This window comes from Xanthomonas theicola (assembly GCF_014236795.1).
Classification (GTDB): domain Bacteria; phylum Pseudomonadota; class Gammaproteobacteria; order Xanthomonadales; family Xanthomonadaceae; genus Xanthomonas_A; species Xanthomonas_A theicola.
The window spans coordinates 910,131-934,489 of the sequence record NZ_CP049017.1 but is presented as its reverse complement, the minus strand read 5'-3'; the positions used below and the strand labels follow the sequence as shown (position 1 = coordinate 934,489).

Annotated in this window: 18 protein-coding genes and 3 pseudogenes; 8 read left to right on the top strand and 13 right to left on the bottom strand. The window is 71.3% G+C overall.

Annotated features, from left to right (window positions below):
- Positions 1 to 84: 84 nt before the first annotated feature.
- From G4Q83_RS04115 to pilG, 4 genes are read right to left on the bottom strand one after another with little or no spacing between them, the layout of a single operon-like run.
- Positions 85 to 2,121 (bottom strand): methyl-accepting chemotaxis protein, encoded by a 2,037-nt coding sequence (locus G4Q83_RS04115; protein WP_128419815.1) that lies wholly within the window; start codon positions 2,119 to 2,121, stop codon positions 85 to 87.
- 40 nt (positions 2,122 to 2,161) lie between these two features.
- Positions 2,162 to 2,692, bottom strand: coding sequence for a chemotaxis protein CheW (locus G4Q83_RS04110; RefSeq protein WP_128419814.1), 531 nt, complete (start codon positions 2,690 to 2,692; stop codon positions 2,162 to 2,164).
- A 1-nt stretch (position 2,693) separates the two neighbouring features.
- Positions 2,694 to 3,056, bottom strand: coding sequence for a response regulator (locus G4Q83_RS04105; RefSeq protein ID WP_128419813.1), 363 nt, complete (start codon positions 3,054 to 3,056; stop codon positions 2,694 to 2,696).
- Positions 3,057 to 3,073: 17 nt separating this feature from the next.
- Positions 3,074 to 3,475: a twitching motility response regulator PilG gene (gene pilG, locus G4Q83_RS04100; RefSeq protein ID WP_128419822.1), complete on the bottom strand. Its 402-nt coding sequence runs from the start codon at positions 3,473 to 3,475 to the stop codon at positions 3,074 to 3,076.
- A 244-nt stretch (positions 3,476 to 3,719) separates the two neighbouring features.
- Here pilG and gshB point away from each other — a divergent pair, with 244 nt between their 5' ends.
- The gene (gene gshB / locus G4Q83_RS04095) at positions 3,720 to 4,670 is read left to right on the top strand and encodes a glutathione synthase (protein WP_128419812.1); all 951 of its coding nucleotides are present in this window, start codon (positions 3,720 to 3,722) and stop codon (positions 4,668 to 4,670) included.
- Positions 4,667 to 5,548 (top strand): energy transducer TonB family protein, encoded by an 882-nt coding sequence (locus G4Q83_RS04090; protein WP_128419811.1) that lies wholly within the window; start codon positions 4,667 to 4,669, stop codon positions 5,546 to 5,548. Before gshB ends, G4Q83_RS04090 begins: the two co-directional genes overlap by 4 nt.
- A 345-nt stretch (positions 5,549 to 5,893) precedes the next feature.
- Here G4Q83_RS04090 and G4Q83_RS22970 read toward each other — a convergent pair.
- The 5 genes and pseudogenes from G4Q83_RS22970 to mrcB all read right to left on the bottom strand — a co-directional run.
- Positions 5,894 to 6,580: pseudogene (locus G4Q83_RS22970) on the bottom strand (ADP-ribosylglycohydrolase family protein); the annotation flags it as partial.
- A gap of 11 nt (positions 6,581 to 6,591) precedes the next feature.
- A complete protein-coding gene (gene tsaB / locus G4Q83_RS04085; RefSeq protein WP_128419810.1) occupies positions 6,592 to 7,293 on the bottom strand; it encodes a tRNA (adenosine(37)-N6)-threonylcarbamoyltransferase complex dimerization subunit type 1 TsaB in 702 nt (233 codons plus the stop codon).
- A 137-nt stretch (positions 7,294 to 7,430) separates the two neighbouring features.
- On the bottom strand, positions 7,431 to 9,422 hold the full coding sequence (gene yoaA, locus G4Q83_RS04080; protein WP_128419809.1) for a DNA repair helicase YoaA: 1,992 nt from the start codon (positions 9,420 to 9,422) through the stop codon (positions 7,431 to 7,433).
- 165 nt (positions 9,423 to 9,587) lie between these two features.
- Positions 9,588 to 10,109 (bottom strand): hypothetical protein, encoded by a 522-nt coding sequence (locus tag G4Q83_RS04075; RefSeq protein WP_128419808.1) that lies wholly within the window; start codon positions 10,107 to 10,109, stop codon positions 9,588 to 9,590.
- A gap of 16 nt (positions 10,110 to 10,125) precedes the next feature.
- Positions 10,126 to 12,552 (bottom strand): penicillin-binding protein 1B, encoded by a 2,427-nt coding sequence (gene mrcB / locus G4Q83_RS04070; RefSeq protein ID WP_128419807.1) that lies wholly within the window; start codon positions 12,550 to 12,552, stop codon positions 10,126 to 10,128.
- A gap of 93 nt (positions 12,553 to 12,645) precedes the next feature.
- On the opposite strand from mrcB, the gene G4Q83_RS04065 reads away from it, so the two are divergent.
- Positions 12,646 to 14,742: a glycosyltransferase gene (locus G4Q83_RS04065; protein ID WP_128419806.1), complete on the top strand. Its 2,097-nt coding sequence runs from the start codon at positions 12,646 to 12,648 to the stop codon at positions 14,740 to 14,742.
- Positions 14,743 to 15,107: 365 nt separating this feature from the next.
- Here the strand turns inward: G4Q83_RS04065 and G4Q83_RS04060 are convergent, their stop codons facing one another.
- Both G4Q83_RS04060 and G4Q83_RS04055 read right to left on the bottom strand, forming a co-directional pair.
- Positions 15,108 to 16,595 carry a hypothetical protein gene (locus G4Q83_RS04060; protein WP_128419805.1) on the bottom strand — a complete coding sequence of 496 codons (1,488 nt, stop codon included), beginning with the start codon at positions 16,593 to 16,595 and terminating at the stop codon, positions 15,108 to 15,110.
- A 299-nt stretch (positions 16,596 to 16,894) separates the two neighbouring features.
- Entirely contained in the window at positions 16,895 to 19,054 is a 2,160-nt protein-coding gene (locus tag G4Q83_RS04055; protein WP_128419804.1) for a RelA/SpoT family protein, read from the bottom strand.
- 267 nt (positions 19,055 to 19,321) lie between these two features.
- On the opposite strand from G4Q83_RS04055, the gene pqqA reads away from it, so the two are divergent.
- The 5 genes from pqqA to pqqE all read left to right on the top strand — a co-directional run bounded on the left by pqqA (position 19,322) and on the right by pqqE (position 22,532).
- Positions 19,322 to 19,414, top strand: coding sequence for a pyrroloquinoline quinone precursor peptide PqqA (gene pqqA, locus G4Q83_RS04050; RefSeq protein WP_246432275.1), 93 nt, complete (start codon positions 19,322 to 19,324; stop codon positions 19,412 to 19,414).
- A 64-nt stretch (positions 19,415 to 19,478) separates the two neighbouring features.
- Positions 19,479 to 20,378, top strand: a complete 900-nt coding sequence (gene pqqB, locus G4Q83_RS04045) for a pyrroloquinoline quinone biosynthesis protein PqqB (RefSeq protein WP_128419803.1) — start codon at positions 19,479 to 19,481, stop codon at positions 20,376 to 20,378.
- Positions 20,375 to 21,136, top strand: a complete 762-nt coding sequence (gene pqqC / locus G4Q83_RS04040) for a pyrroloquinoline-quinone synthase PqqC (protein ID WP_185817343.1) — start codon at positions 20,375 to 20,377, stop codon at positions 21,134 to 21,136. Before pqqB ends, pqqC begins: the two co-directional genes overlap by 4 nt.
- Entirely contained in the window at positions 21,133 to 21,411 is a 279-nt protein-coding gene (pqqD, locus tag G4Q83_RS04035; protein ID WP_128419802.1) for a pyrroloquinoline quinone biosynthesis peptide chaperone PqqD, read from the top strand. Before pqqC ends, pqqD begins: the two co-directional genes overlap by 4 nt.
- The gene (gene pqqE, locus G4Q83_RS04030) at positions 21,408 to 22,532 is read left to right on the top strand and encodes a pyrroloquinoline quinone biosynthesis protein PqqE (protein ID WP_128419801.1); all 1,125 of its coding nucleotides are present in this window, start codon (positions 21,408 to 21,410) and stop codon (positions 22,530 to 22,532) included. The genes pqqD and pqqE overlap by 4 nt, the downstream gene beginning before the upstream one ends.
- A 196-nt stretch (positions 22,533 to 22,728) precedes the next feature.
- Here pqqE and G4Q83_RS24010 read toward each other — a convergent pair.
- Together G4Q83_RS24010 and G4Q83_RS24215 are read right to left on the bottom strand one after the other, a co-directional pair.
- Positions 22,729 to 23,065, bottom strand: a pseudogene (locus tag G4Q83_RS24010) (LysR family transcriptional regulator); the annotation flags it as partial.
- A 16-nt stretch (positions 23,066 to 23,081) separates the two neighbouring features.
- Positions 23,082 to 24,184 (bottom strand): annotated as a pseudogene (locus G4Q83_RS24215) (MFS transporter).
- Positions 24,185 to 24,359: the final 175 nt, after the last annotated feature.

The window sequence follows — 24,359 nt, the reverse complement described above, 5'->3', positions numbered from 1 at the left end:
TGCGCGCCGGCGCGCAGCGTGCGGAGTGCGGGTTTTTTTCACGGTACGTCATGTGCGCTTCCTTCACCGCCTGTCCCGATCCGCTCACGCCGGCAACTTGAAGTCGGCGACCGAGCGCCGCAGGTCCGCCGCCAGCTGCGCCAGCCGCCCGATCGATTCGGTGGTCTGCCCGGCGCCCTGCGAGGTCTGCCCGGTGATGCGCCGGATCACGTCCATCGTCTGGGTGATGTCGGTCGCCGCGGCCGACTGCTGGTGCGCGGCGATGGAGATGTTCTTGATGAGGCTGTTGAGCGCGTTGGAGACGCGTTCGATCTCGGTCAGCGCGGTGCCGGCGTCCTCGGCCAGGCGCGCGCCGGACACCACTTCGGAGGTGGTCTGCTCCATCGAGCTGACCGCTTCGTTGGTATCGGCCTGAATCGTCTGCACCAGGCCTTCGATGCGGCGCGTGGCGCCGGAGGTGCGTTCGGCCAGGCGCTGCACTTCGTCGGCGACCAGCGCGAAGCCGCGGCCGGCCTCGCCCGCCGAGGCCGCCTGCACCGCGGCGTTGAGCGCCAGGATGTTGGTCTGCTCGGAAATGTCGTTGATCAGTTCGACGATCGAGCCGATCTCCTGGGTCGATTCGCCCAGGCGCTTGATGCGCTTGGAGGTTTCCTGGATCTGGTCGCGGATCTGGTCCATGCCCTGGATGGTCTCGCGGACCACGCCGGCGCCCTCGGCGGCGATCACCACCGAGCGCTGCGCCACCTCGGCCGACTCGCTGGAATTGCGCGAGACCTGCTCGATGCTGGCGGCGATCTCGTTGATGCGCTCGGACGCCGAGCCGATCTGCTCGGCCTGGTGGCCGGCGGCCTCGGCCAGTTGCAGCGCGGTGGCCTGGGTTTCCTCGGTGGACACGGCGACCTTGGCCGAGGTGTCGTTGATCGTGGTCACCAGGTGGCGCAGTTCGTCGACCGCGTAGTTGATCGCGTCGGCGATGGCGCCGGTCATGTCCTCGGTGACCGAGGCCTTGACGGTCAGGTCGCCCTCGCCGAGCGAGCTGATTTCGTCGAGCAGGCGCATGATCGCCTGCTGGTTGCGGCTGTTGTATTCGACCTGGGTCTGATAGCGGATTTCCTGGTCGCGGGTACGGCTGCGCACCGAGGTCCAGACGAAGCCGACGATCGACAGCAGCACCAGCAGGCCGGACACCACGCCCAGCCAGAAGTTCGGGAACAGGCGGATGTCGCGGGTGGAGCCGAACGCGGAGAACGCGTCGAACAGCTTCTTGCTGTCGTCGAGCATCTTGTTGGAGCCGGCGGTCAGCGCAGCGGCCGAGGACTGCGCGGCGAACAGGCTGCGCGAGCTGGCCAGCAACGTGTCCAGGTCCTTCTTCATTTCCGCCCATTGCGCGTGCGACTGTTCCAGCGCGGTCAGCGCGGCGGCGTTGCGCACCGGCGCGATGCCCAGTTCCTCTTTGCCGTTGCGCAGGCCGTCGAGCATCTGCCCGAACACCACCGAGTCGCGCGCCAGCGCATCGCCGGCGCTGGCCGCGCCGCTGCCGCCGGCGCGCATTTCGGTGACGCGGCGGGCCATGGTGCCGGCCACCACCACCTGCTGCAGGGTGTTGTAGATCTGCGCGGCGGGGGCGCCGCCGACGGTCAGCGCGCGCACCACCTCGTTGAGCTGCGCCTGCAACTGCGGAACGCCGCCGACGAAGCGCTCGGCGTTGCCGGCCAGCGCCAGCACCGCCGGCTCGCTGTCGACCACCTGCTGCGCATTCTTGCCCAGCGGGGTCCAAGTGCGGTTGAGTTCGGCCAGCGGGCCGGCGATGCCGGTCTGGTTGGCGTAGCGCGCATTGAGCCCGGCCACCGTGGTCTCCACCCGCGCCTTGGTCTGTTTGAACTCCTGGTAGGTGGCCGGGTTGCCGGAAACCGCATCGCGGCCCTGGTTGGCGAGCTGCTGCGACAGCACCTGCAGGTCGGCCGCGCCAGTGCTGGCGCCGGCCAGGCGATTGCCCTGCCAGGTGGCCACGCCGGTGTTGGCGCCGAAGACGATCAGCGACAGCGCCAGCAGGCCCAGCCAGAAACTCGTCCCCACGCTGCCCAGCTTGCTGGCCTTGGGGGCGTCCGCTGCAGTGCTCATGATTCGACCTCGATCTTCGATGCGGAAGCAGGCCGCGCGCTCAGGCGGCGGCTTGACGGAATTCGGGTGTGCGCGACAGCAGCGACAGCGAGAACACGCCCCAGTCGTTGCTGTCGCCGCGGAACGCGCGGTCGACGAAGTGCGCGTAGCGGCCGTGGGCCAGCTCGCCGGGCGCCACCGCCTGCGATTCGGTGAAGCTGCGCTGGCCGAACAGTTCGTCGATGGTCAACGCCACGTCGCCGCCGCTCTGGCGCATGATCAACACGCGCTGGCCTTCCAGCAGCGAGGTCCGCTGGCCTTCCATGAATTGTTTCAGGTCCACCACCGGGAACAGGTTGCCGCGCAGGTTGCCCACGCCCAGCAGCCACGGCTGTGCGCCCGGCACCGGGGTGATCGGCGGCATGCGCACGATTTCCACCACCTCGCGGAAGTTGGACACCAGATGCCGGTTGCCGACGCGGAAGCCGACCCCGCGCCAGATGTTCTCGTCGAACGCGCGCTCGGGCATCTGCGCCCCATGCGCCAGGCTGCTCCGCTCGTAGGCCTCGAGGATGTCGAACGGCGAACGCACGTCAGCCGACCAGTTGGTTGATGCGGGCGATCAGATCGTCCTCCCGCGGCGGCTTGACGATGTAGTCGGTGGCGCCCTGGCGCATGCCCCAGACCTTGTCGGTCTCCATGCTCTTGGTGCTGATGATCAGCACCGGGATGTGCCGGGTGGCCTCGTCGCGCGACAGCGCGCGGGTGGCCTGGAAGCCGCTCATCCCCGGCAGCACCACGTCCATCAGCACCAGGCTGGGCGACTGCTGGCGGACCATCTCCAGCCCATCCTCGGCGTTATCGGTGGCCAGCACCTCGTGGCCGGCCTTTTCCAGCCACTGCGTGAACACCGCCCGATCGGTCGGCGAGTCCTCGATCAACAAGATTCGAGCCATGCTGCCTTTCCCCTTGGTCAGGCGTTGACGTATGTGCGGATCGCGCCCAGCAGCTCTTCGCGGGTGAAGGGTTTGGTGAGGTACTGCTCGGAGCCGACGATGCGGCCGCGCGCCTTGTCGAACAGGCCGTCCTTGGAGGACAGCATGATCACCGGCGTCGCCTTGAACAGCTGGTTGCCCTTGATCAGCGCGCAGGTCTGATAGCCGTCCAGCCGCGGCATCATGATGTCCACAAAGATGATCTGCGGCTGCTGGTCGGCGATCTTGGCCAGGGCCTCGAAGCCGTCGGTGGCGGTGACCACCTCGCAGCCCTCGCGCTTGAGCAGCGTCTCGGCGGTGCGGCGGATCGTCTTCGAGTCATCGATCACCATGACCCTCAGTCCTGCGAGCTCTCCACCCGCAACCGTGTTTTCACTCATTGCTTGCCCCCCAGGCGCACGACGCTTCATCGGATCCGGCGTCGCTGCGAAACGACATGTATCCCAAGACCGGCTCTTACTGTCAAGGCCGCCGTGGCAGCCCCGCTTCGGATCACTTTCAAGAACGAACTATGTCACAGTTCGACCGCTGGCGCGGGGCGCCGCCGGGCCGCGTGGCCCGGTCCCTCGCACGCAGCTGCCGCCGAGCCGCTACCATCTGCCGCCCACTCTCCCAGGTGCCCCCATGTCGTTCGATGTCATCGTGGTGATGGATCCCATCGCCAGCATCAAGATCGCCAAAGACACTACCTTCGCCATGTTGCTGGAAGCGCAGCGCCGCGGGCACCGGCTGCACTACGTGCGCCCGGGCGGGCTGTCGCTGCGCGACGGCTGCGCGCTGGCGCAGGCGGCGCCGCTGCAGGTGCGCGACGACAAGGCCGGCTGGTTCGAACTGGGCGCGTTCGCCGAACTGGCGTTCGGTACCGGGCAGGTGGTGCTGATGCGCAAGGACCCGCCGTTCGACCCCGAGTTCCTGTACGACACTCAGGTGCTGAGCGTGGCCCTGCGCGCCGGCGCGCAGGTGGTCAACGACCCGCAGGGTCTGCGCGACTTCAACGAAAAGCTGGCGGCGCTGCTGTTCCCGCAATGCTGCCCGCCGACCCTGGTCGGCCGCGACGCGGCCGCGCTCAAGGCGTTCGTGCTCGAACACGGCCAGGCGGTGCTCAAGCCGCTGGACGGGATGGGCGGGCGCTCGATCTTCCGCAGCGGCGCCGGCGACCCCAACCTCAACGTGATCCTGGAGACCCTGACCGACGGCGGGCGCAAGCTGGCCCTGGCGCAGCGCTACATCCCCGACATCAGCGCCGGCGACAAGCGCATCCTGCTGGTCGACGGCGTGGCGGTGGACTACTGCCTGGCGCGGATCCCGCAAGGCGACGAGTTCCGCGGCAACCTGGCCGCCGGCGGCCGCGGCGAAGGCCGCCCGCTGAGCGAGCGCGACCGCTGGATCGCCGGCCAGGTGGGCCCGGAGATGAAGCGGCGCGGCATGCGCTTCGTCGGCCTGGACGTGATCGGCGACTACCTGACCGAGGTCAACGTCACCAGTCCCACCTGCGTGCGCGAACTGGACGCGCGGTTCGGACTGAACATCGCCGGGCTGCTGTTCGACGCGATCGAGGCCTACCCGGCGCGATGAGCACGGCCGCCGCGACGCCCGCGCCGCGCATCGGCGAGCGCGAACGGCTCGGCGCCACGCTGGTGCTGTCGCTGATCGTGCACGGCCTGCTGATCCTGGGGGTCGGCTTCGCGGTGGACGACGACGCGCCGCTGGTACCGACCCTGGACGTGATCTTCAGCCAGACCAGCACGCCACTGACGCCGAAACAGGCCGACTTCCTGGCCCAGGCCAACCAGCGGGGCGGCGGCGAGCACGCCAAGGCGCAGCGCCCGCGCGACAGCCAGCCCGGGGTGGTGCCGCAGCAGCGCGACGGCCTGGCGCCGCAGGCGCTGCGCGCGCAGACCGCCGCGCCGGCGCCGGCGCCGGCCCCGCGCGTGGTCAGCAGCGCGCGCGGCGAACGGCCGCAACCAGCGCCGCAGACCCAGCCGCGCACCGACGCGCCCACCCAACCGGTGGACGCGCAGCGCGAACAGCGCGACGCGGAGATGGCGCGTCTGGCCGCCGAGGTGCACCTGCGTTCGGAACAGTACGCCAAGCGCCCGAACCGCAAGTTCGTCTCCGCCAGCACCCGCGAGTACGCCTACGCCAACTACCTGCGGGCCTGGGTCGACCGCGCCGAACGCGTCGGCAACCTCAACTATCCCGACGCGGCGCGCCGGCAGCGGCTCGGCGGCCAGGTGGTGATCAGCGTGGGCGTGCGCCGCGACGGCAGCGTCGAGAGCAGCCGCATCCTGCGCTCCAGCGGCGTGCCGGTGCTCGATGCCGCGGCGCTGCGCGTGGTGCAGCTGGCGCAGCCGTTCCCGCCGCTGCCGCGTACCAAGGACGACATCGACATCCTGCAAGTGACCCGCACCTGGGTATTCCTGCCCGGCGGCACGCTGCACGACGACCGCTGAGCCGGGCGCCGCGGCGCGGCGCGGCGCCGGCGCGGCGCCGTGACCGGCTGGCGGATGCGGCACCCGCGCGCCGCCGCACCCGGCGGGCCTGCCGCCGGCCGCCATGGCGGCACGCGTAGTGGCGGCATGGCCCCCATGGCAGCGGCCAGTGCCTGGCGCGGCGTTGCTGCGCCAGGCACCGCGCTCGCTGCGATTGCGCATCGGCTACGACGATTGACCGAACCTGCGATCTCCGGGAGCGCCGGCCAAGGACGGCCGGCCGCCTGCCCGCACTCACCCCGCTACGCTGGTCTGGTGCAGGCGATCGGCCAGCTCGAGGATCCCCGCCGCGACCTGCGCGCGTCAGGCGGCGCGGATGCTGTCGATACCGTGGAACGCGCCGGCCAGTTGCCCCGCAGATCGCCGCGGCGGTCGCGGCAGTGTCGCCGCGGTCGGCCGCGCGCAGCATTGCGTCGGCAACACGATCGGTGCCGGCCAAGCACCCCCAGCGCCGCCGACAGCGCATCGACCACGTAACCGCCGCCGCGGATCTGCGCGGGCGGCACGGCGGCACGGTCGCGGACGGCCAGTGCACGCAGCGTCGGCGTGTCCAGCGCCACCGACGGCGCTTGCAGCGCCTGCGCACGATCGCCGCCGCACAGGGCCGCGCGCAGCCGGAACGCGAAGACCGGCAAGCATCCAGGGCCTCGGGCCGCATGCGTGGTCCACGCGCTGTCCGCCGCGCGTTCGGCCAGCAGCCCGGGGCGGTGCACGCCGTACATCGCCACCGGCACCAGCCCATCAGCGAGCCGTTGCCGGCCGAGCGCGGGCGTGGCTGCCGCTGAACGCCGCCCCTTCCAGGTAGCGCTGCAGCGCCTGGCGCACGGCGTTGCCGATGTCCAAGCACGTACCGGTGCTGTCGAGATGGCCGCAGCGCTACCAGTTGCAATGGCGGTCATTGGTCGGCGGCATCCAAGCCGTCCGATGCCACAGGCTGTGCGCCGGACACAACGCCATCGAGGTGCCGTCGGTCCACTGAAGCGCGCGTTCGGCGTCGGCTGCGCTCATCGCGCGGCCTGCTGCGCCTGCTGCTGGGCCACGGTCAGCGCCACGTTGTCGCGCAGATAGGCCGGTTCGGCGCGTTCCGGCGCGATCGCTTCGCCGCGCGCATGCGCAGCCAGCGCCAGAACGAGCACGTCGGCGGCATGCGGCAAGGCCTGCGCATCGGCAGTGCGCAACTGCGCCCCCAGGCGCCGCTGCAAGGCGCCGTCGATCGCCGCCAGGCCGCTGCCGACGCCGTGCCAGTGCGCATCCGGCGCGGGCAGCACGAACGCGTCCGGGGCCAGGACCCGCTCGGCGCCCAGCGCATGCACGCCAGCGGCGTCGCGCACGAACGTCGCCGCGTAGATCTCGCCCATGCGCGCATCGATCGCGGCCAGCACCTGCGGCGCGTCGGCCGGCGCGCGCAGGGCCAGCGCATGCAAGGTGGACACCGGCAGCACCGGCAGGTCCAGCGCCAGGGCGATGCCCTGCGCCAGCGCGATCGCCAGGCGCACGCCGGTGAACGCGCCGGGGCCGCGGCCGAACGCGATCGCATCGAGCTGGCCGCGCACCAGGCCGGCCTCGGCCAGCAACTGCTCGGCCCACGGCAGCGCCAGCTCGGCATGCCGGCGCGGCGCGAGCTCGAAGCGCTCGCGCACCGCACCATCGACATGCACGGCGACGGACAGGGCTTCTGTGGCGGTTTCGAAGGCGAGGATGTTCATAAGGAGCCGGGACTGGGGACTCGGGACTGGGGACCCGGAAAAGCGGGAAGCCTAGCATCCATCGCTGCACGCCCGGGACTAGAAGCGCACAGCGCCCAGTAGTCTGGACATTGGAGCGCAATAACGCTGTGTCGCGCTCAATGTGCTTCCGCTTCTTCGAGTCCCCAGTCCCCAGTCCCGCGTCCCGACGCAAAAAACGCCCGCACGTCCTCGACGTCGCGGGTGCGCGCGAACGGCGGCAGCGACTCCAGGAAGGTGCGGCCGTAGGATTTGGACAGCAGCCGCGGATCGCACAGCACCAGCACGCCGCGGTCGGTCTCGCTGCGGATCAGCCGGCCCACGCCCTGCTTCAGCGCGATCACCGCCTGCGGCAGCTGTTCGTCGCGGAACGGGTTGCCGCCGTCGCGGCGGATCGCGTCCAGCCGCGCCTCGAACACCGGATCGTCCGGCGCGGCGAACGGCAGCTTGTCGATCACCACCACGCTCAGCGCATCGCCGACCACGTCCACCCCCTCGCGGAAGCTGGCCGAGCCGAGCAGCACGCCGTTGCCGGACTCGCGGAAGCGCTGCAGCAGGGTCGCGCGCGGCGCCTCGCCCTGCACGAACAGCGGCCACGGCCCGTCGCGCAGCGCCTCGGCGGCTTCGCGCAGCGCGCGGTGCGAGGCGAACAGCAGGAAGGCGCGGCCCTGCGAGGCCTGCAGCACCGGCTGCAGCGCGGCGATCAGCGCGGTACCGAAGCCGCGCGCGTTAGGGTCGGGCAGCGCCGGCAGGTAGCACAGCGCCTGCCGCGCCCAGTCGAACGGACTGGGCTGCAGCAGGGTCATCGGATCGCGCAGTCCCAGGCGGGTGGCGATGTGCTCGAATTCGCCCTTCACCGCCAGCGTCGCCGAGGTGAACACCCACGCCGCGTGCGACGCCTCGCGGTGCGCACGCAGCGGGCCGGACACGTCCAGCGGCGTGCGCTGGCAGCGGAAGCCGCGCGCGCTCAGTTCGTACCACAGCACGTCGCTGGACGGCGGCGCCGGCTCGGCATCGAAATCGGCGACCGGCGCATCGTCGCCGAGCCAGTGGCCCAGCCGCGCGCGCATCTCCTGCGCGCGCGCGGCGCAGGCGTCGAAGCCGGGCGAGGCCTCGCGCAGCAGCGCCAGGCTGTCCTGCAAGCGGGCCAGTTCCGCCAGCAGCGCGTCGAAGCCGTCACGTACCTGGGGCTTGGCCAGCAAGCGCCATTGGGTGCCGCGCGCCGGCAGCCCGTCCATCGCCGCACGCAGTTCGCGCAGGGCTTGTTCCAGCGCCTGCACCGGCGCCTGCAGGCTGGCCAGCGCGCCGGCGACATGGCGGCTCTCGGCCAGGCAATCGCGCGCCAGCTCCTGCAACGGGCGCATGCCGAAGCCCTCGCCGAAGAAGTTCGCCGCCAGTTCCGGCAACTGGTGCGCCTCGTCGATGACGAAGGCCTGCGCGCCGGGCAGGATCTCGCCGAAGCCTTCCTGCTTCAGCGCCAGATCGGCCAGCAGCAGATGATGGTTGACCACCACCACGTCGGCGGCCTGCGCGCGCTGCCGCGCCTGCACCACGAAGCACTCGCCCCAGAACCGGCATTCGGTGCCGAGGCAGTTGTCCACGGTCGAAGTGACCATCGGCAGCAGCGGCGAATCGTCGGGCAGCGCGTCCAGTTCGGCGATATCGCCGAAGCGGGTGCGTCCGCTCCAGGCGACGATGCGCTGGAATTGGGCGATCTGCTCGCGCGAAGTGAAGCGCGGCTCGCCCTTGGCCTGCTCCAGCCGGTACCTGCACAGGTAGTTGGCACGGCCCTTCAGCAGCGCGCTGTTCAGGCCCACCCCCAGCGCCGCGCGCACCCGCGGCAGATCGCGGTGGTAGAGCTGGTCCTGCAGCGCGCGGGTCCCGGTGGAGACGATGGTCTTCAGCCCCGACAGCAGCGCCGGCACCAGGTACGCATAGGTCTTGCCGGTGCCGGTGCCGGCCTCGGCGAGCAGCACGTCTCGCTGTTCGAAAGCCTCGGCGATCGCCGCGGTCAGCCGCAACTGCGCGGCACGCGGCACGAACGCGTCGAGCTGGCGGGCGAGCGCACCGCCTTCGCTCAGGGCTTCGGTGCTGGCGTGGCTGAGGGACATTGCAGGTTCGGGACTCGGGACTGGGGACCCTGGAAAGCGGCTGGCTGTGGACTGATGGTGCACTCGCGATCGGTCGGCGCCGCGCGCCCTTGCCATGGCAATGAAGCAACCAGCGCTGCGCTGTTCCGAGTCCCGAGTCCCCGGTCCCGAGTCCCGATCAATGCCTCAAAACCGCTTGATGCCCGGCACCGTACAGCCTTGGATCTGCGCATGCGCGGACACGGCGTTCTCCTTCTGCCCGCGGGCCAGGCGCGATTGCTCGATCGTCGCCCAATGCCGCCGGCACAGCGGGCCGGTCTGCGAACCCAGGTCGATGGCACGCTTGGCGAAGGCCTCGGCCTGCGCGTCGTCCTTCAGCAACAAGGCCAGTTCGGCGCGTTCCTGCAGCAGCGTCGGGTCGTCCGGCACCAGCGCCAAGGCCTGGTCCAGCGCCGCCGCCGCACCGGCGAGGTCGCCCGCCGCACGCTTGCGCTTGGCGCCGTCGCGCAGGTCTTCGACCTGCGGGTCGCGCAGCGGCTGCACGCTCAGTTCGGTGTCGTCGATGCCGCCACTGGCCTCGATCGCCGCCATCCGCTGCGCCGGCGTGGTCGTGTCCACCGGCGGCGGCGGTGGCGGCGGCGGCGGCACGCTGACGCAGGAGGCCAGCAACAGGCTGAGGGCGACGGCGGCGGGAGCGTATCGGGTCATGGCAGGCATCCGGGGGTCATTGCGCCGGCGGCATGGACGCCGCGTCGGCAGGGGGCGGCGTTTCTTTCGTATTGTCCAGGCCAAACCAGCTGCGCCAGCCGCCGCCCTGGCTCTCGCCCGCGACCGGCGGCGCCGCCTCGGGCAGCGCCTGCGGCGGCGCGCACGGCGCATACCCCGGCGCGAAGCCGACCACGAACGGGAACTGCCGCGCGCCAGGACAGCTGGCGTCGGTACTGCCGGTGCCGGCCGGATCCATCCATTGCCAATCGATGCCCTTGCCCTGCACCATCAGCGGCGAACTCGGCAGCCGCGCGAACACACCCGACCATACCCGCATCGCGCCGGTGGCGCCGTACAGGCCGGTCTGCTTGTTCTGGTCGTTACCGACCCAGATCACCGCCAGGTGATCGCCGGTGTAGCCGGCGAACCAACTGTCCAGGCCATCGTTGCTGGTGCCGGTCTTGCCGGCCGGGAACAGCCGGCCCAGGCCGTCGCCGACCAACTGCCGCGCGGTGCCGTTGCTGACCACCTGCTGCAATGCCAGCCCGACCAGGTTGGCGGCGACGGAATCGCCTTCCTGCGCCGGCGCCGGGGTCTTGTCGTAGCGCTTGAGCAGCTTGCCCTGCGGATCGAGCACGCCGCGCACCGCGTGCAGCGGCTGGATCTCGCCACCGGAGGCGAGGAACTGGTACAGCTGCGCCATCGCGTACGGACTCTGGTCGGTCGCGCCCAGGATCAGCGACGGGTTGATCTCGGCCTCGATGCCGGCCAGCACCCGGATCAGCTGCGCCACCCGTTCCGGCCCGACCTGCATGCCGATCCGCACCGTGGCCTGGTTGTACGAATGCGCCAGCGCATCGAGCAGGCGCACCGCGCCGTGGCTGCGGTTGTCGGCATTGCCCGGGGTCCAGCGTTTGCCGCGGCTGAGCTGCACCGTCACCGGCGCATCATCGACCCAGCTGGCCAGCGAGTAGCGATCCGGCTGCGCCAGCGCCAGCAGGTACACGAACGGCTTGAGCAGCGAGCCGACCTGGCGCTGCGCCTCGATCGCGCGGTTGAAACCGGGCTGCGACACGTCGCGGCCGCCGACCACCGCCAGCACGTCGCCGTTGTGGGTGTCGGTGAGCACCAGGCCGGCCTGCAGCGGCGGCCGCTTCTTGTTGGTCTCCAGCGATCTGAGGGTGCGCGTCACCGCGCCCTCGGCATAGGCCTGCGCCGACGGCGACATGCCGGTCAGCACGCTCAGCCCGGCGCCCTGCAGCGCGCTTTCCGGGTAGTCGCGCGCCAGCTGGCGGCGCACCAGGTCCACATACGCGGGGAAGCGGTTGGCCGCGACCAGGCCCGGATTGGCCGGCACGCCCAACGGCGCGGCCAGCGCCTGGCGATAGGTGGGTTCGTCGATCAGCTCACTCTGGCGCAGCTTGCCGAGCACGAAGTTGCGCCGGTCCAGCGCACGCTCGGGGAAGCGCCGCGGATCGTAGTAGGACGGCCCCTTGACCAGGCCGATCAGCAGCGCCACCTGTTCCGGCGGCAACGCGTCCAGTTCGCGCCCGAACCAGAACTCCGCGCCCGAGGCCACGCCGTGGATCGCCTGGCTGCCGCGCTGGCCCAGGTACACCTGGTTCAGATAGGCCTCCAGGATGGTGCGCTTGTCGTAGCGCGCCTCCATGATCAGCGCGTACAGGATCTCGTTGAACTTGCGGGTGAGCGTCTGTTCCTTGCCGATGCCGAGCAGGCCGCTGCGCGCCAGCTGCTGGGTCAGGGTGCTGGCGCCCTGCCGGCTCTTGCCGCCGGAGCGCGCCATCACCCACGCCGCGCGCAGCATGCCGCTGAGGTCGATGCCATGGTGGTAGTTGAAGTCGCGGTCCTCCACCGCCTGCAGGCCGGTGACCAGCAGTTCGGGCACTTCGTCCACCCGCACCAGCCGCCGCTCTTCCTGCTTCTGCCCGTACAAGGTGGCGATCCGCGCCGGGTCCAGCCGCGCGGCCTGCAGCGACTTACGCGTCTGCGCGTCGCGCAGCGCCATCACGCGGCCGCCGGACAGGCTCACCTCCACCCGCTTGGGCGCGACCCTGCCGTCGACATCGACATAGCCGCGGCTGGCGATGACGAAGCGGCTACCGTCCTGCTGGTAGGTCCCGGGGCGCTGCGCGCCGGCGTCCTCGCGATAGCTGGCCGCATCCAGTTCGGTCTTCAACGTCTGCGCGTCCATCGCCGTATCCGCCGCCAGCGCCAGCGGACGGGCGTAGACCCGGGTCGGAATCTGCCAGCGCAACTCGCCGAAACGCTGCGTCACCTGCTTGTTCAGATACACCGTATAGGGGATCAGGAAACCCAGGCTCAGCGCGGCCGCGGCCAGGCCCCAGGTGAGCAGGCCCCGGCGCCAGGGCGGGGCGCCGCAGTCGAGATCGTCGGCGTCGGTATCGTCGTAGCGTCGTGGCACAGGGATGCGAGAATGTGAATTCCGGCGAGTCTAGCGCAGGCCAGCAGGCAGCGCGGCGCAGGGACCCCTTTGTTTAAGCTGGAGTTGCAACGGATGTCGATGTCCTGGGCGAACGCACGCTACGCCCTGAACCGCTTGACCGGCCTGCTCCGGCGCGGCCTGGCCAGCCTGCGCACGCGCGGCTGGCGCAGCACCTGGCAGCGGTTGCGCGTGCATGCGCAACCGCTGCCGCCACCGCGGCGCACGCTGTTCGCAGTGGCGCCGCAGCCGTTCGCCGCGTTCGCGGTGCCGGCCAGCGACGCGCCGCTGGCGAGCATCGTGATCCCGGTCTACGACCACGTCGCGCATACCCTCGCCTGCCTGCGCGCGCTGGCCGCGCATCCGCCGGCGGCCGCCTGCGAGGTCCTGGTGATCGACGACGGCAGCAGCGACGAGACCGTGCAGTGGCTGCCGCAGATCCAGGGCCTGCACTACCACGTCCGGGCGCAGAACGGCGGCTTCATCGCCAGCTGCAACGACGGCGCGGCGCGCGCGCGCGGCCGCTACCTGGTATTCCTCAACAACGATACGGTGCCGCAACCAGGCTGGCTGGATGCGCTGCTGGACACCTTCGCGCAGGTGCCGCAGACCGGGCTGGTCACCGCCCAATTGCTGTATCCGGACGGACGCCTGCAGGAAGCCGGCGGCGTGGTCTTCGCCGACGGCAGCGCCTGGAGCTACGGCCGCTTCGAATCGCCGGAGGACCCGCGCTACGCCTACCTGCGCGACATCGACTACGGCGCCGGCGCGGCGCTGGCGATCGAGCGCGCACGCTTCCTGGCGCTGGGCGGCTTCGACACGCGCTACACGCCGGCCTACTACGAGGACACCGACCTCGCCTTCGCGGTCCGCGGCGCCGGGCTGCGCACCCTGCTGCAGCCGGCGAGCCGGGTGGTGCACGACGAGGGCGCCAGCAACGGCACCGATACCGGCAGCGGCATCAAGGCCTACCAGGTGCGCAACCGCGGCGTGTTCGCGGCCAAATGGGCCAGCGTGCTGGCGCAGCAGCTGGCGCCGGGCACCATGCCGACCCCGGCGCAGTTGCACCGGCGCCAGCGCCAGGTGCTGATCGTCGACGAAGGGCTGCCGCAGCCGGACCGCGATTCGGCCTCGCTGCGCCAGCTCAACCTGATCCGCCTGCTGCTGCAGGAAGGCGCGCACGTGGTGCTCGTGCCCAGCGGCAGCGAGTACGCCAGCCGCCACAGCGAGGCCTTGCAGCGGCTCGGCGTGGAGGTGTGGTACGCGCCGTACCTGAAGCACCTGGGCGGGTTCCTGCGGCAACACGGCGCGCGCTTCCACGCCGTGCTGCTGGTGCGCCACCACGTCGCCCACGCCTGCCTGCCGCTGCTGCGCCGCTACGCGCCGCAGGCGCGCCGGCTGTTCGATACCGTGGACCTGCACTACCTGCGCGAGCGCCGCGGCGCCGAACTGGCCGGCGACGCGCGCCTGCTGCGCGAGGCCGAGCGCACCCGCGCGCGCGAGCTGGAGGTGATGGCCCAGGTCGACGTCACCGTGCTGGTCAGCGAGGTGGAGCGCGAGCAGCTGCGGTGCGAAGCGCCGCAGCTGCGCACCGCGCTGATCTCCAACCTGCACGAAGTCGCGGGGCCGGGCCTGCCCTGGGCGCAGCGCCGCGACCTGGTGTTCGTCGGCGGCTTCCGCCATGCGCCCAACGTGGACGCGGTGCGCTGGTTCCTGCAGGAGGTGTTCGCACCGCTGCGCGCGCTGCTGCCGGCGCTGCGCTTCCACTGCATCGGCGCCGACCTGCCCGACGACATCCGCCGCCTCGGCGCGGCCACGCCCGGGGTGGAATTGCTCGGACACGTGCCGGACATCAGCGCTTACATGGACGGAATGCGCATCGCGGTGGCGCCGTTGCGCTTCGGCGCGGGGGTCAAGGGCAAGGTCAACCTCAGCATGGCCCACGGCCAGCCGGTGGTGGCCACGCCGTGCGCGGTGGAAGGCATGCACCTGCGCCACGGCGAGGACGTGCTGATCGCCGACAGCGCGCCGCAGTTCGTCGCCGCGCTGGCGCAGCTGTACACCGACGAGACGCTGTGGAACACCCTGGCCGGCAACGGCCTGCGCAACATCGCCACGCACTTCTCGCTGGACGCGGCGCGCGCCACGGTGCGGCAGGTATTTCTCGGCTAGGGCGGCTGCGAAACCGGCAACACCCGGTTGCTGCCCCGCAAGCCCGGACGGAAGCGGCTCTGGCCGGCGTCGGGCCATCGCCGCGACGCTCTACCGGTAAAGCGTCGCGGCTGAAGCTCCTCCCACAGTGCGCCCAGCAGGCTAGCGACAAGTCCCTGTGGGAGTGGCGAGGAACGAAGCGATGGACCCGACGGTTTCGGATCGCGTCGGAAGAAGCGCCAACAGTGCGCCGGCCAGCTGCCGTAGGAGCGGTTCCGTCCGGACTCGGGCCATCGACCGCGACAGAAGCAGCGGCGAAATAGCAGGCTTCGGCAACCACCGGGGCTGCAACGCCACCTACAAGGTCGGATGCCGCGCGGACGCGCTCAGCGCCCGGGCGACAAGCGGCGCAGGCGGCGCGCGAACGCCGCCAGCTCCGGCGTGGCCGGATCGATCGCGCGGGCGCGGCGCAGCGCCTGGCGCGCGAACTCGGCATCGCCGGCGCTCAAGCGCTCGTCGCCGACCGCGAGCCAGCGATACGCCAGGCGGCGCTGTGCCGCCGCCACGCCGTCGCCGCCGGGCGCCAGCGCGCGCCATGCGTCGTAGCAGGCGCTTGCCGCCAGCACCCGGTTGCCGCGCAGTTCGTCGTCGAAGCAGCGCCGCAGCGCGGCCAGCACGCGCTGTTCGGCGCTGCGCACGCGCGCATCGCGCGGCGCGAGCACCTGCGCCACGAGCAGCGTGTCGTAGGCGCTGGCGCCGGGCGGGGTCAGCCAGTCGCCGCGGGCCGCGGCCGCCTGCAATGCCGCCAACGCCGCCTGCAGGCGGGCTGAACGCTCGGCCGGCGACAGCCGCGACTGCAACGTGGCCTGGGCCTGCCGCGCGCGCGCCAGCGCCTGCCGTGCGTCGGCCAACGCGCGGCTGTCCGGCGCCAGCGGCTGCCCTTTCTGCAAGGCGCGCTCGGCCTCGGCGAAGCGGAAATCGGCGGCGGCGCGCGTGGCCTGCGCCGCATACGCCGCGGCTACGCGTTCCTCGCCGTCGCCCACGCCCACGGCATCCGGCGCGGCGGCGCGCAGCGTGGCGAAGGCACGCGCCGCCGTGTCCAGCCGCTGCCGGCGCAGGGCAAGCTCGGCCTGGCGCTGCAGTGATTCCAGCGCACGATTCAGGCCCGCCTGCGCCGCCGGCAACTCGACGTGCCCGGGGTCGTAATCGCGCGCGCGGCCCACCAGCGCCGCCGCCGCCGTCACCTCGCCGCGCGCCAACGCGGTCCGCGCGCGCTGCAGCAGTTCCGACAGCGCATCCTCGCGGCCCTCCAGCGCCTCGGTGCGTTCCGGGGCGAATTCCAGCACCTGCCGGTATAGCGGCAGGGCCGCATCGGGTGCGCCGTCCAGGCGGCCCTCGCGGCGTGCCTGCGCCGCCCGTTGCAGCAGGTGATCGAGCCCGGCATGCGCGGCCTCGCGCCGGCGCAGTGCGGCGTCGATGCGCTCGGCCTCGGCGCGCGGCACCTGCAACACGCGCGCCAGCGCCACTGCCGAGCGCACCTGCGCGTAGCGCCCGGCGGCCAACGCCGCACGCGCCTGCCCGAGCGCGGCGCGGCCGGTCGCGGCCAACCCGGCGCGCGCCTGCAGGCGGTCGCCATCCAGCGCCAGCGCCGCCTCGAAGTGCTCGCGCGCGCCGCTGCCGTCGGCCACGCTGAGGCGGCCGGCGCGCAATGCGGCGTGACCCTGGTCGAGCAGTTGCTGGATGCGCGTCTCCGGCCACAGCAGATCGGCCAGCGGGCGACGCAACCCCACCATGGCCATCGCCACCAGCAGCAAGGCCGCCAACGCCCAGCGCCAGACGCGGCGGTCGCGCCACAGCGGCGCCGGCCGCGGCATGCGCCGGCGTTCGTGCCTGACCTGATCTGGCGTTTTGCTCACCGCACAAGCTTAGCGCGCGTCCGCGGCCACGCCCCGTCAATGCGGCCGGGCCGCCACGTCGTGCTGGCTGGGCGCGGCACAGACGAACCGGTGCACGTGCGTCGATCGGCGCACGGACGGCGACGCCGCACCGCGCGTACCCAGGCGCGGCGCACCCGGTCGGCACGTCGGCGCGCGCGCGGCCCGGTCAGGCAGCCGGCCGGGCGCCACGCCAAGCCCGAGCATGCGGCCTGCGCCCGCGCGGCGCGGTGCGCGGCTCAGCCCAGGCGCCGCGCCTCGTCGACGCCGGGCAGCGCGTCGAGCTTGCCGAGCAGGGTCGACAGCTGCCCGTAGTCGCCGACCCTCAGCCGCAAGCGCAGCTGGGTGCGGCCGCTGTCGCGCACGTTGTCGCTGTTGATCTCCAGCACGTGCGCGTCCTCCTGCGCGATCAGGTTGGTGATGTCCTTGAGCAGCCAGCGCCGGTCCATCGCCCGCACCAGCACGTCGACCTGGTAGCCGCCGCCGGCCTGGCCCCACTCCACCGGCAGCACCCGCTGCGGATGGCTGGCGGCGAGCCGGGCGAAGGCGGCGCAGTCGACACGGTGCACGGTGACGCCGCGGCTGCGGGTCAGGTAACCGGCGATCGGCTCGCCGGCGACCGGCTGGCAACAACGCGCCAGCTGCACCAGCAGATTGCCCACGCCCTGCACGGTGAACTTGGATTTGGCCGGCGCGCCGCGCCGCGCCGGCGGCCGCGGCGCGGCCGGGGCCAGCGGCTGGGCCGCGGCGCGCTCGGCCTCATGCAGGGCGCGCCCGACCTGGCTGGGGCCCACATCGCCCAGCGCGACCTGGAGGTACAACTCCTCGATGCCGTCGGCATGGAATTTTTTCGCCGCCGGCAACAGGTCGGCGTGCTGCAGGCCCAGGCGCTTGAGTTCGCGCTCGAGCAGGTCCTTGCCGGCCTGCACGTTGCGCGCGCGGTCGAGCTTGTGGAACCAGGCGCGCACCTTGTCGCGCGAGCGGCCGCTGGCCAGGTAGCCGTTGGCCGGCAGCAGCCAGTCGCGGCGCGGCGCGGCTTCCTTGCCGGTGAGGATCTCGACACGGTCGCCGCTGCGCAGCTTGTGGGTCAGCGGCACGATGCGGTGGTTGACCTTGGCGCCGCGGCAGCGGTGCCCGACCATGGTGTGCACGTGGTAGGCGAAATCCAGCGGCGTGGCGCCCTGCGGCAGGTCGATCACCTCGCCCATCGGGGTCAGCGCATAGACCCGGTCCTCGACCAGCTCGGCATCGAGCGCGGCCGCCAGCCCGCCCTGTTCGCCGTCCTGCGACTGCTCCAGCAGCTGCCGCATCCAGGTGATCTTGCGGTCGAACGCCTTCTCCGCGCCCTTGGCGCCTTCCTTGTACTTCCAGTGCGCGGCCACGCCCAGCTCGGCCTGCGCGTGCATCTCGTGGGTACGGATCTGCACCTCAATCGTGCGCCCCTCCGGGCCGACCACGGCGGTGTGCAGCGAACGGTAGTCGTTGGCCTTGGGCCGGGCGATGTAGTCGTCGAACTCGCTGGGCAGCGGCGCCCACAGCGCATGTACCACGCCCAGCGCGGCATAGCAGGCGGCGACGTCGTCGACCATCACCCGCACCGCGCGCAGGTCGTACAACTGGTCGAAGGCCAGCCGCTTCTTCTGCATCTTCCGCCAGATGCTGTAGATGTGCTTGGGCCGGCCGCTGATCTCCGCGCGCAGGCCCTGCGCGTCCAGCGCCTTGGACAGGATCTTCTTGACCGCGGCGATGTAGCGCTCGCGCGCCACCCGGCTCTCGTCCACCTCGCGCGCGATGCGCCGATAGGTGTCCGGCTCCAGGTGGCGGAACGCCAGGTCTTCCAATTCCCACTTCAGCTGCCAGATGCCCAGGCGATTGGCCAGCGGCGCGTGGATATCGCGGGTCAGCTGCGCCAGCGCGCGGCGCGGCGCCTCGGGCAGCTTGTCGGCCACACGCATCTTCGCCAGTTGCCGCGCCAGCAGGATCGGCACCACGCGCAGGTCCTGCACGATCGACAGCAGCAACCGGCGCAGGCCTTCGCTGTTACGCCCGGCCTCGCGCCCGGCATGCAGCGCCCACACCTGGTCGGCCGCGTCCTGCGCATCGAGCAGGCCGCCGACCGCCTGCACCCGTGCCGGCGGCGCGACCGGCAACTTCGCCAGCTGCGCGCGCAGCACCGGCAGATCGAACAGCAGCGCGGCGAGCAGCGCCGCCTCGTCGGCGGACAGCAGCGCCAGCGCGTCCAGGGTATCGGCCAACACCGGCCACGGCGCGCGCGCGGCCGGTTCCGGCTGCTGCACGTACCATGCCTGCAGCAGCGCCTCACGCAGCGCAGGCGCCAGTGCCGCCGCCGCCGGACGCTGCAGCAGCGCTTCCAGGCCAGTAGGGGAAGAGTGAGTCAAGGACGGACGGTCGTGGCGAAGCGGTGCCGCCTACACTAGCGTGCTTGCGCGCTTGTTCACAATTGCGCAGCGCCGCCGGCGTGCAGCGCCACGCCCGGCGTACGCACCAGGACCTCACTGTGACCGGCTGACGATCTGGAATGGCGTTATGGGAAATTTCACACCCGCCGCATGGCGCCGGCCTATCCTCGACGCTCACGCCGTGACGCCCGCCGCAAGTGGATACGCTTGGCGTCGCTCCATCGTCGCACTCCAAGAGGAACGTTTATGAACAAGCCCATGAAAAAGTGGAACAAGCCGCTGATCCGCGAGATCTGCGTAGGCGCGGAAATCAACTGCTACGCCTCCGGCGAACTTTGATCGCGCGCAAGCCGCTTTCCCGAGACCGATGCGTGAACGGCCTGGCGCCATAAACGGAGACAGGATGCACCTCATCGTATTGGGATCGGCGGCCGGCGGGGGGCACCCGCAGTGGAACTGCCATACGCCCGCGAGCCAGCGGGCCTGGCAGCAACGTGAGGGTGCCCAACGTCGGACCCAGGCCAGCATCGCGGTGAGCGTCGACCGCCAGCGCTGGCTGCTGATCAACGCCTCGCCCGACTTCCGCCAGCAACTGCTGGCGACTCCGGCGCTGTGGCCGCAACGCGACCTGCGCCATTCCCCGATCGAGGCGGTGCTGTTGACCAGCGGCGAGATCGACCATGTCGCCGGCCTGCTGTCGATGCGCGAGAGCCAGCGCTTCGATCTGTACGCAAGCACACGCGTGCTCGACCTGCTGGCGCAGAACCCGGTGTTCGATGCGCTGCACCCGGCCTACGTGCATCGCCACGCCTTCGCGCTGGATACGCCGTTGTCGCTGCTCGGCCTGCAGGTGACCGCGTTCGCGGTGCCGGGCAAGGTACCGTTGTTCATGGAGGGCCGCCACAGCGGCGACCTGGCCGGCTCGGCAGAAGAAACGCTGGGACTGACCATCGACGATGGCCGCCACCGCCTCCACTACATCCCCGGCTGCGCGGCGATGACCGGTGCCTTGCGCGCGCGCCTGCGCGGCGCCGAACTGGTGTTCTTCGACGGCACCCTGTGGCGCGACGACGAGTTGGTGCGGCTCGGGGTCAGCGCCAAGACCGGCCAGCGCATGGGCCACCTCAGCGTCGACGGCGAGGCGGGCACGTTGCGCGCGTTCGCCGACCTGGACGTGGCGCGCAAGGTCTTCATCCATATCAACACCACCAACCCGATCCTCGACGCCGGATCGGCCGAACGCGCGGCGGCGGCCGCGCACGGCTGGGACGTCGCTCACGACGGCATGGAGATCACCCTGTGAATCAGCCGGTAGGCGCAGCATTGCGCAGTCCCGAGCAGCTGGAAGCGGACCTGCGCGCGATCGGTGCGCGCCTGTACCACGACCAACATCCGTTCCACGCCCGGTTGCACAGCGGCCGGCTCGACCGTGGCCAGGTGCAGGCCTGGGCACTGAACCGCTACGAGTACCAGCGCTGCATCCCGCTGAAGGACGCGGCGATCCTGGCACGCATGGACGACCCGGCGCTGCGCCGGATCTGGCGCCAGCGCATCGTCGACCACGACGGCAGCGCCGAGGGCGAAGGCGGCATCGCGCGCTGGCTGCACCTGACCGATGCGCTCGGCCTGGACCGCGAGCTGGTGCAGTCTGGCCGCGCGCTGCTGCCCGGCACCCGCTTCGCGGTGCAGGCCTACCTGCACTTCGTGCGCGAGAAGAGCCTGCTGGAGGCGATCGCCTCGTCGCTGACCGAACTGTTCGCGCCGGGCATCATCGGCCGCCGCGTCGCCGGCATGCTGCAGCACTACGATTTCGTCTCGCGCGAGGCGCTGGCGTATTTCGAGCACCGCCTGCACGAGGCGCCGCGCGATTCGGATTTCGCCCTGGACTACGTCAAGCGCCACGCCGACACCGCGGAGAAGCAGCGACTGGTCAAGGATGCGCTGCGCTTCAAGTGCGGCGTGCTGTGGTCGCAGCTGGACGCGCTGCACTTCGCCTACGTGCAGCCCGGCGTCGCCTGGCCGGATGCGTTCGCCGCCGCGCCGGCGCAGGCGGTGGCATGAGTGCGCTGGCGCCCGGCAGCAGCCCGCGGCTGGCCGCCGGCGTGCGCCTGCAGCACGATCGCACCCGCGCGCAGTGGGTGCTGCTGGCGCCGGAACGGGTGATCGAACTGGACGAGATCGCGCATGCGATCGTGTCGCGCTGCGACGGCGCGCGCTCGCTGGCGGCGATCGCCGCGGAATTGGCCGCCGAGTTCGACGCCGACCCGCGCGAGGTCGAGCGCGACGTGCTGGAACTGGCCGCCCACCTGCACGCCAAGCGCCTGCTGCGCGCATGAACGCGACCGTGCCGGCGCCGCTGTCGCTGCTGCTCGAACTGACCCACCGCTGCCCGCTGGCCTGCCCTTACTGCTCCAACCCGATCGCCCTGGCCGGTCTGCGCGAGGAGATGGACACCGCCGGCTGGCGCTCGGCGCTGGACCAGGCCGCGGCGATGGGCGTACTGCAAGCGCATTTTTCCGGCGGCGAGCCGATGCTGCGCAAGGACCTGCCCGATCTGGTTGCGCATGCGCGCGCGCTGGGCCTGTACAGCAACCTGATCACCTCCGGCGTGGCCGGCGGCGCGCCGATGCTGGCGCAATTGGCCGACGCCGGGCTGGAACACGTGCAGCTGAGCGTGCAGGACGCCGACGCCGCCGGCGCCGACCGCATCGCCGGCTACCGTGGCAGCTTGGAAAAAAAGCGCGCCTTCGCCGCCGCAGTGCGCGCGCTCGACCTGCCGCTGACGATCAACGCGGTGATCCACCGCCACAACGCCGAGCGGGTGCCGGCGATGATCGAACTGGCGCTGGAACTGGGCGCCGAGCGGCTGGAAGTGGCGCATACCCAGTACTACGGCTGGGGCCTGCGCAACCGCGCCGCGCTGATGCCCAGCCGCGCGCAGATCGACGCCACCGTGGCCGCGGTGGGCGCCGCGCGCGAGCGGCTGCGCGAGCGGCTGCGCATCGACTTCGTCACCCCCGACTACTACGCACACCGGCCCAAAGCGTGCATGGGCGGCTGGGGCCGGCGCTTCGTCAACATCTCCCCGCGCGGCGACGTGCTGCCCTGCCACGCCGCCGAGACCTTGCCGGACATGGTGTTCGAGAACCTGCGCGAGCGCCCGCTGGCGGCGATCTGGCAGGACGGCGAAGCGTTCGCGCGCTTCCGCGGAAGCGCCTGGATGCCGGAGGTGTGCCAGGGCTGCCCGAAGCGCGAGATCGACTGGGGCGGCTGCCGCTGCCAGGCGCTGGCGCTGAGCGGCGACGCGGCCATGCTGGATCCGGTGTGCGAGCGCGCCCCAGGACATGCCGCGCTGCAGGCGCTGGCCGGGCGCGAAGCCGCCGGCGCGGCGCCGGCGTTCGTGTACCGGCGCCCGCCGCCACGCAGGTGTTCGGCGGCCAAGCCCGACATCGACTGAGCACGGGCCGTTCCGGGTCCGGATGATGGCCGCCGCCGGAGGATCCCGTGAGGCGTGGCGCGCGAGGAAACGGCGGATGTGCCATCCGGCGAGTATCAGCCCCGGCCGGACGCCAACCGAAAGTGAAGGACCGACCATCCGGTCCTGTCATACGCGCCATGATTTTTCCAACCGACCGGCCGAAGTGGCTGGGCGACTCGACTTCGGGTTGTTCCTGTCGGTACAGCGCCAGCAGGGCCGGCAAGTGCGACGCGCAACCGACCGCGGAAGCCGCTGGCGGCCGCTTTCACGCTATCGCGTGCCTGCCGCAAGGCGGTGAAAACGCGCGACACATGCTCCAGGAACAGCTTGCCGGCGCGGGTCGGGCGCGTGCTGCGCGTGGTGCGGGCGAACAGCACCACGCCCAGTTCTTCTTCCAGTTCCTTGATGGCCCCAGGCAGTGGCCGCCGTTCGATGTGCGGCCGCTCGGCCGCGCGGGCGAAGTGCAGTTCTTCGGCCACGGCGAGGAAACATCGCAGATGTCTCAGTTCCATCGACGTCGCTTGAACGTCATGTGGTTTCGGCCTGCACCTTGGCGCTGGCCTTGCGGGAGAAGGTCAATGACACCAGCAAACCCAGCAGAAGTCCCGCCGTCGCCAGGTAGAAGGCGTGCTGTGCGCCGACCGACAGACCATCGCGCAACGCATCGCCTTGCAAACCACCGATGCTCCGGTTGGCGAAGGCCACCAATACGGCGATGCCGATCGCGTTGCCGACGTTCAATGCAGTCCCCGAAGCGATGCCTTGCTCGTGGTGCGCCACGCCCGAGGCCGCGGCAATCCACACCGCGGTCCAGACGATGCCCTGGCCAATGCCCGATACGATCAGTCCGGGCACGATGTACGCATACGGCGCACCAGTGAAGGCGGAAGGCGCCAAGGCTAGCGTACCGATGATGCCGATGACGAAGCATGCGACCAGCGTGCTACGCATGGACAGCCGGTTTGCGAGCCGGGCGCCGAGCTGCGTGCCGGCGAAGATCGCCAGCGACGGCACGATGAAGGCCGGTCCGTCTGCAAGGCGCTGTAGCCCTGCACGGTCTGGAACAGCACCGTCAGGAAGTACGGCAGCGCGCCGAAGGTGCCCATGTAGATGAAGGTGATCGCCATGCTGGCTACCAGGCTGCGATTGCCGAACAGCCGCACCGGCATCAGCGGGTCGCGGCTACGCGATTCGATCAACGCGAAGGCCAGCAGGAACACAATCGCCAGCACCAGCGCCGCCACGATGGGCATGGACTTCCAGCCGTCCTCCGGCCCCTGCACCAGCGCATACACCAGCAGCGTGGCGCCGGCCGTCACCGTCAGCGCGCCCGGCAGGTCGAAGCTGCGGCGCTCGGTGCGCGGCGCATCCTTCGGGATCACGAAGAACGCCGCGACGATGGCGATGCCGGCCAGCAGCACGTTGACGAAGAACACCGACGGCCAGCCGTAGGCGCTGGTCAGCACCCCGCCGGCGATTGAGCCGATGGTCAGGCCACTGGCGCCGGCGCCGCCCCAGATCGCCAGCGCACGGTTGCGTGGCGGGCCTTCCTCGAACAGCCGGTTGATCAGCGACAGCGCGGACGGGAACAGGAGCGCCGCGCCGATGCCCTGCATCGCACGCGCGATCACGATCACCGCCGGGCTCCAGGCCACCCGCCGACCAGCGAGGACAGCGCATACAGCCACAGCGCGAAGATGAACATGCGCCGCTGCCCGAACAGGTCGGCCGCCCGCCGAGCAGCAGAAACCCACCGCAGAACACGGTGTAGGCGCTGACCACCCATTGCAGAGTCTGCTTGGAAAA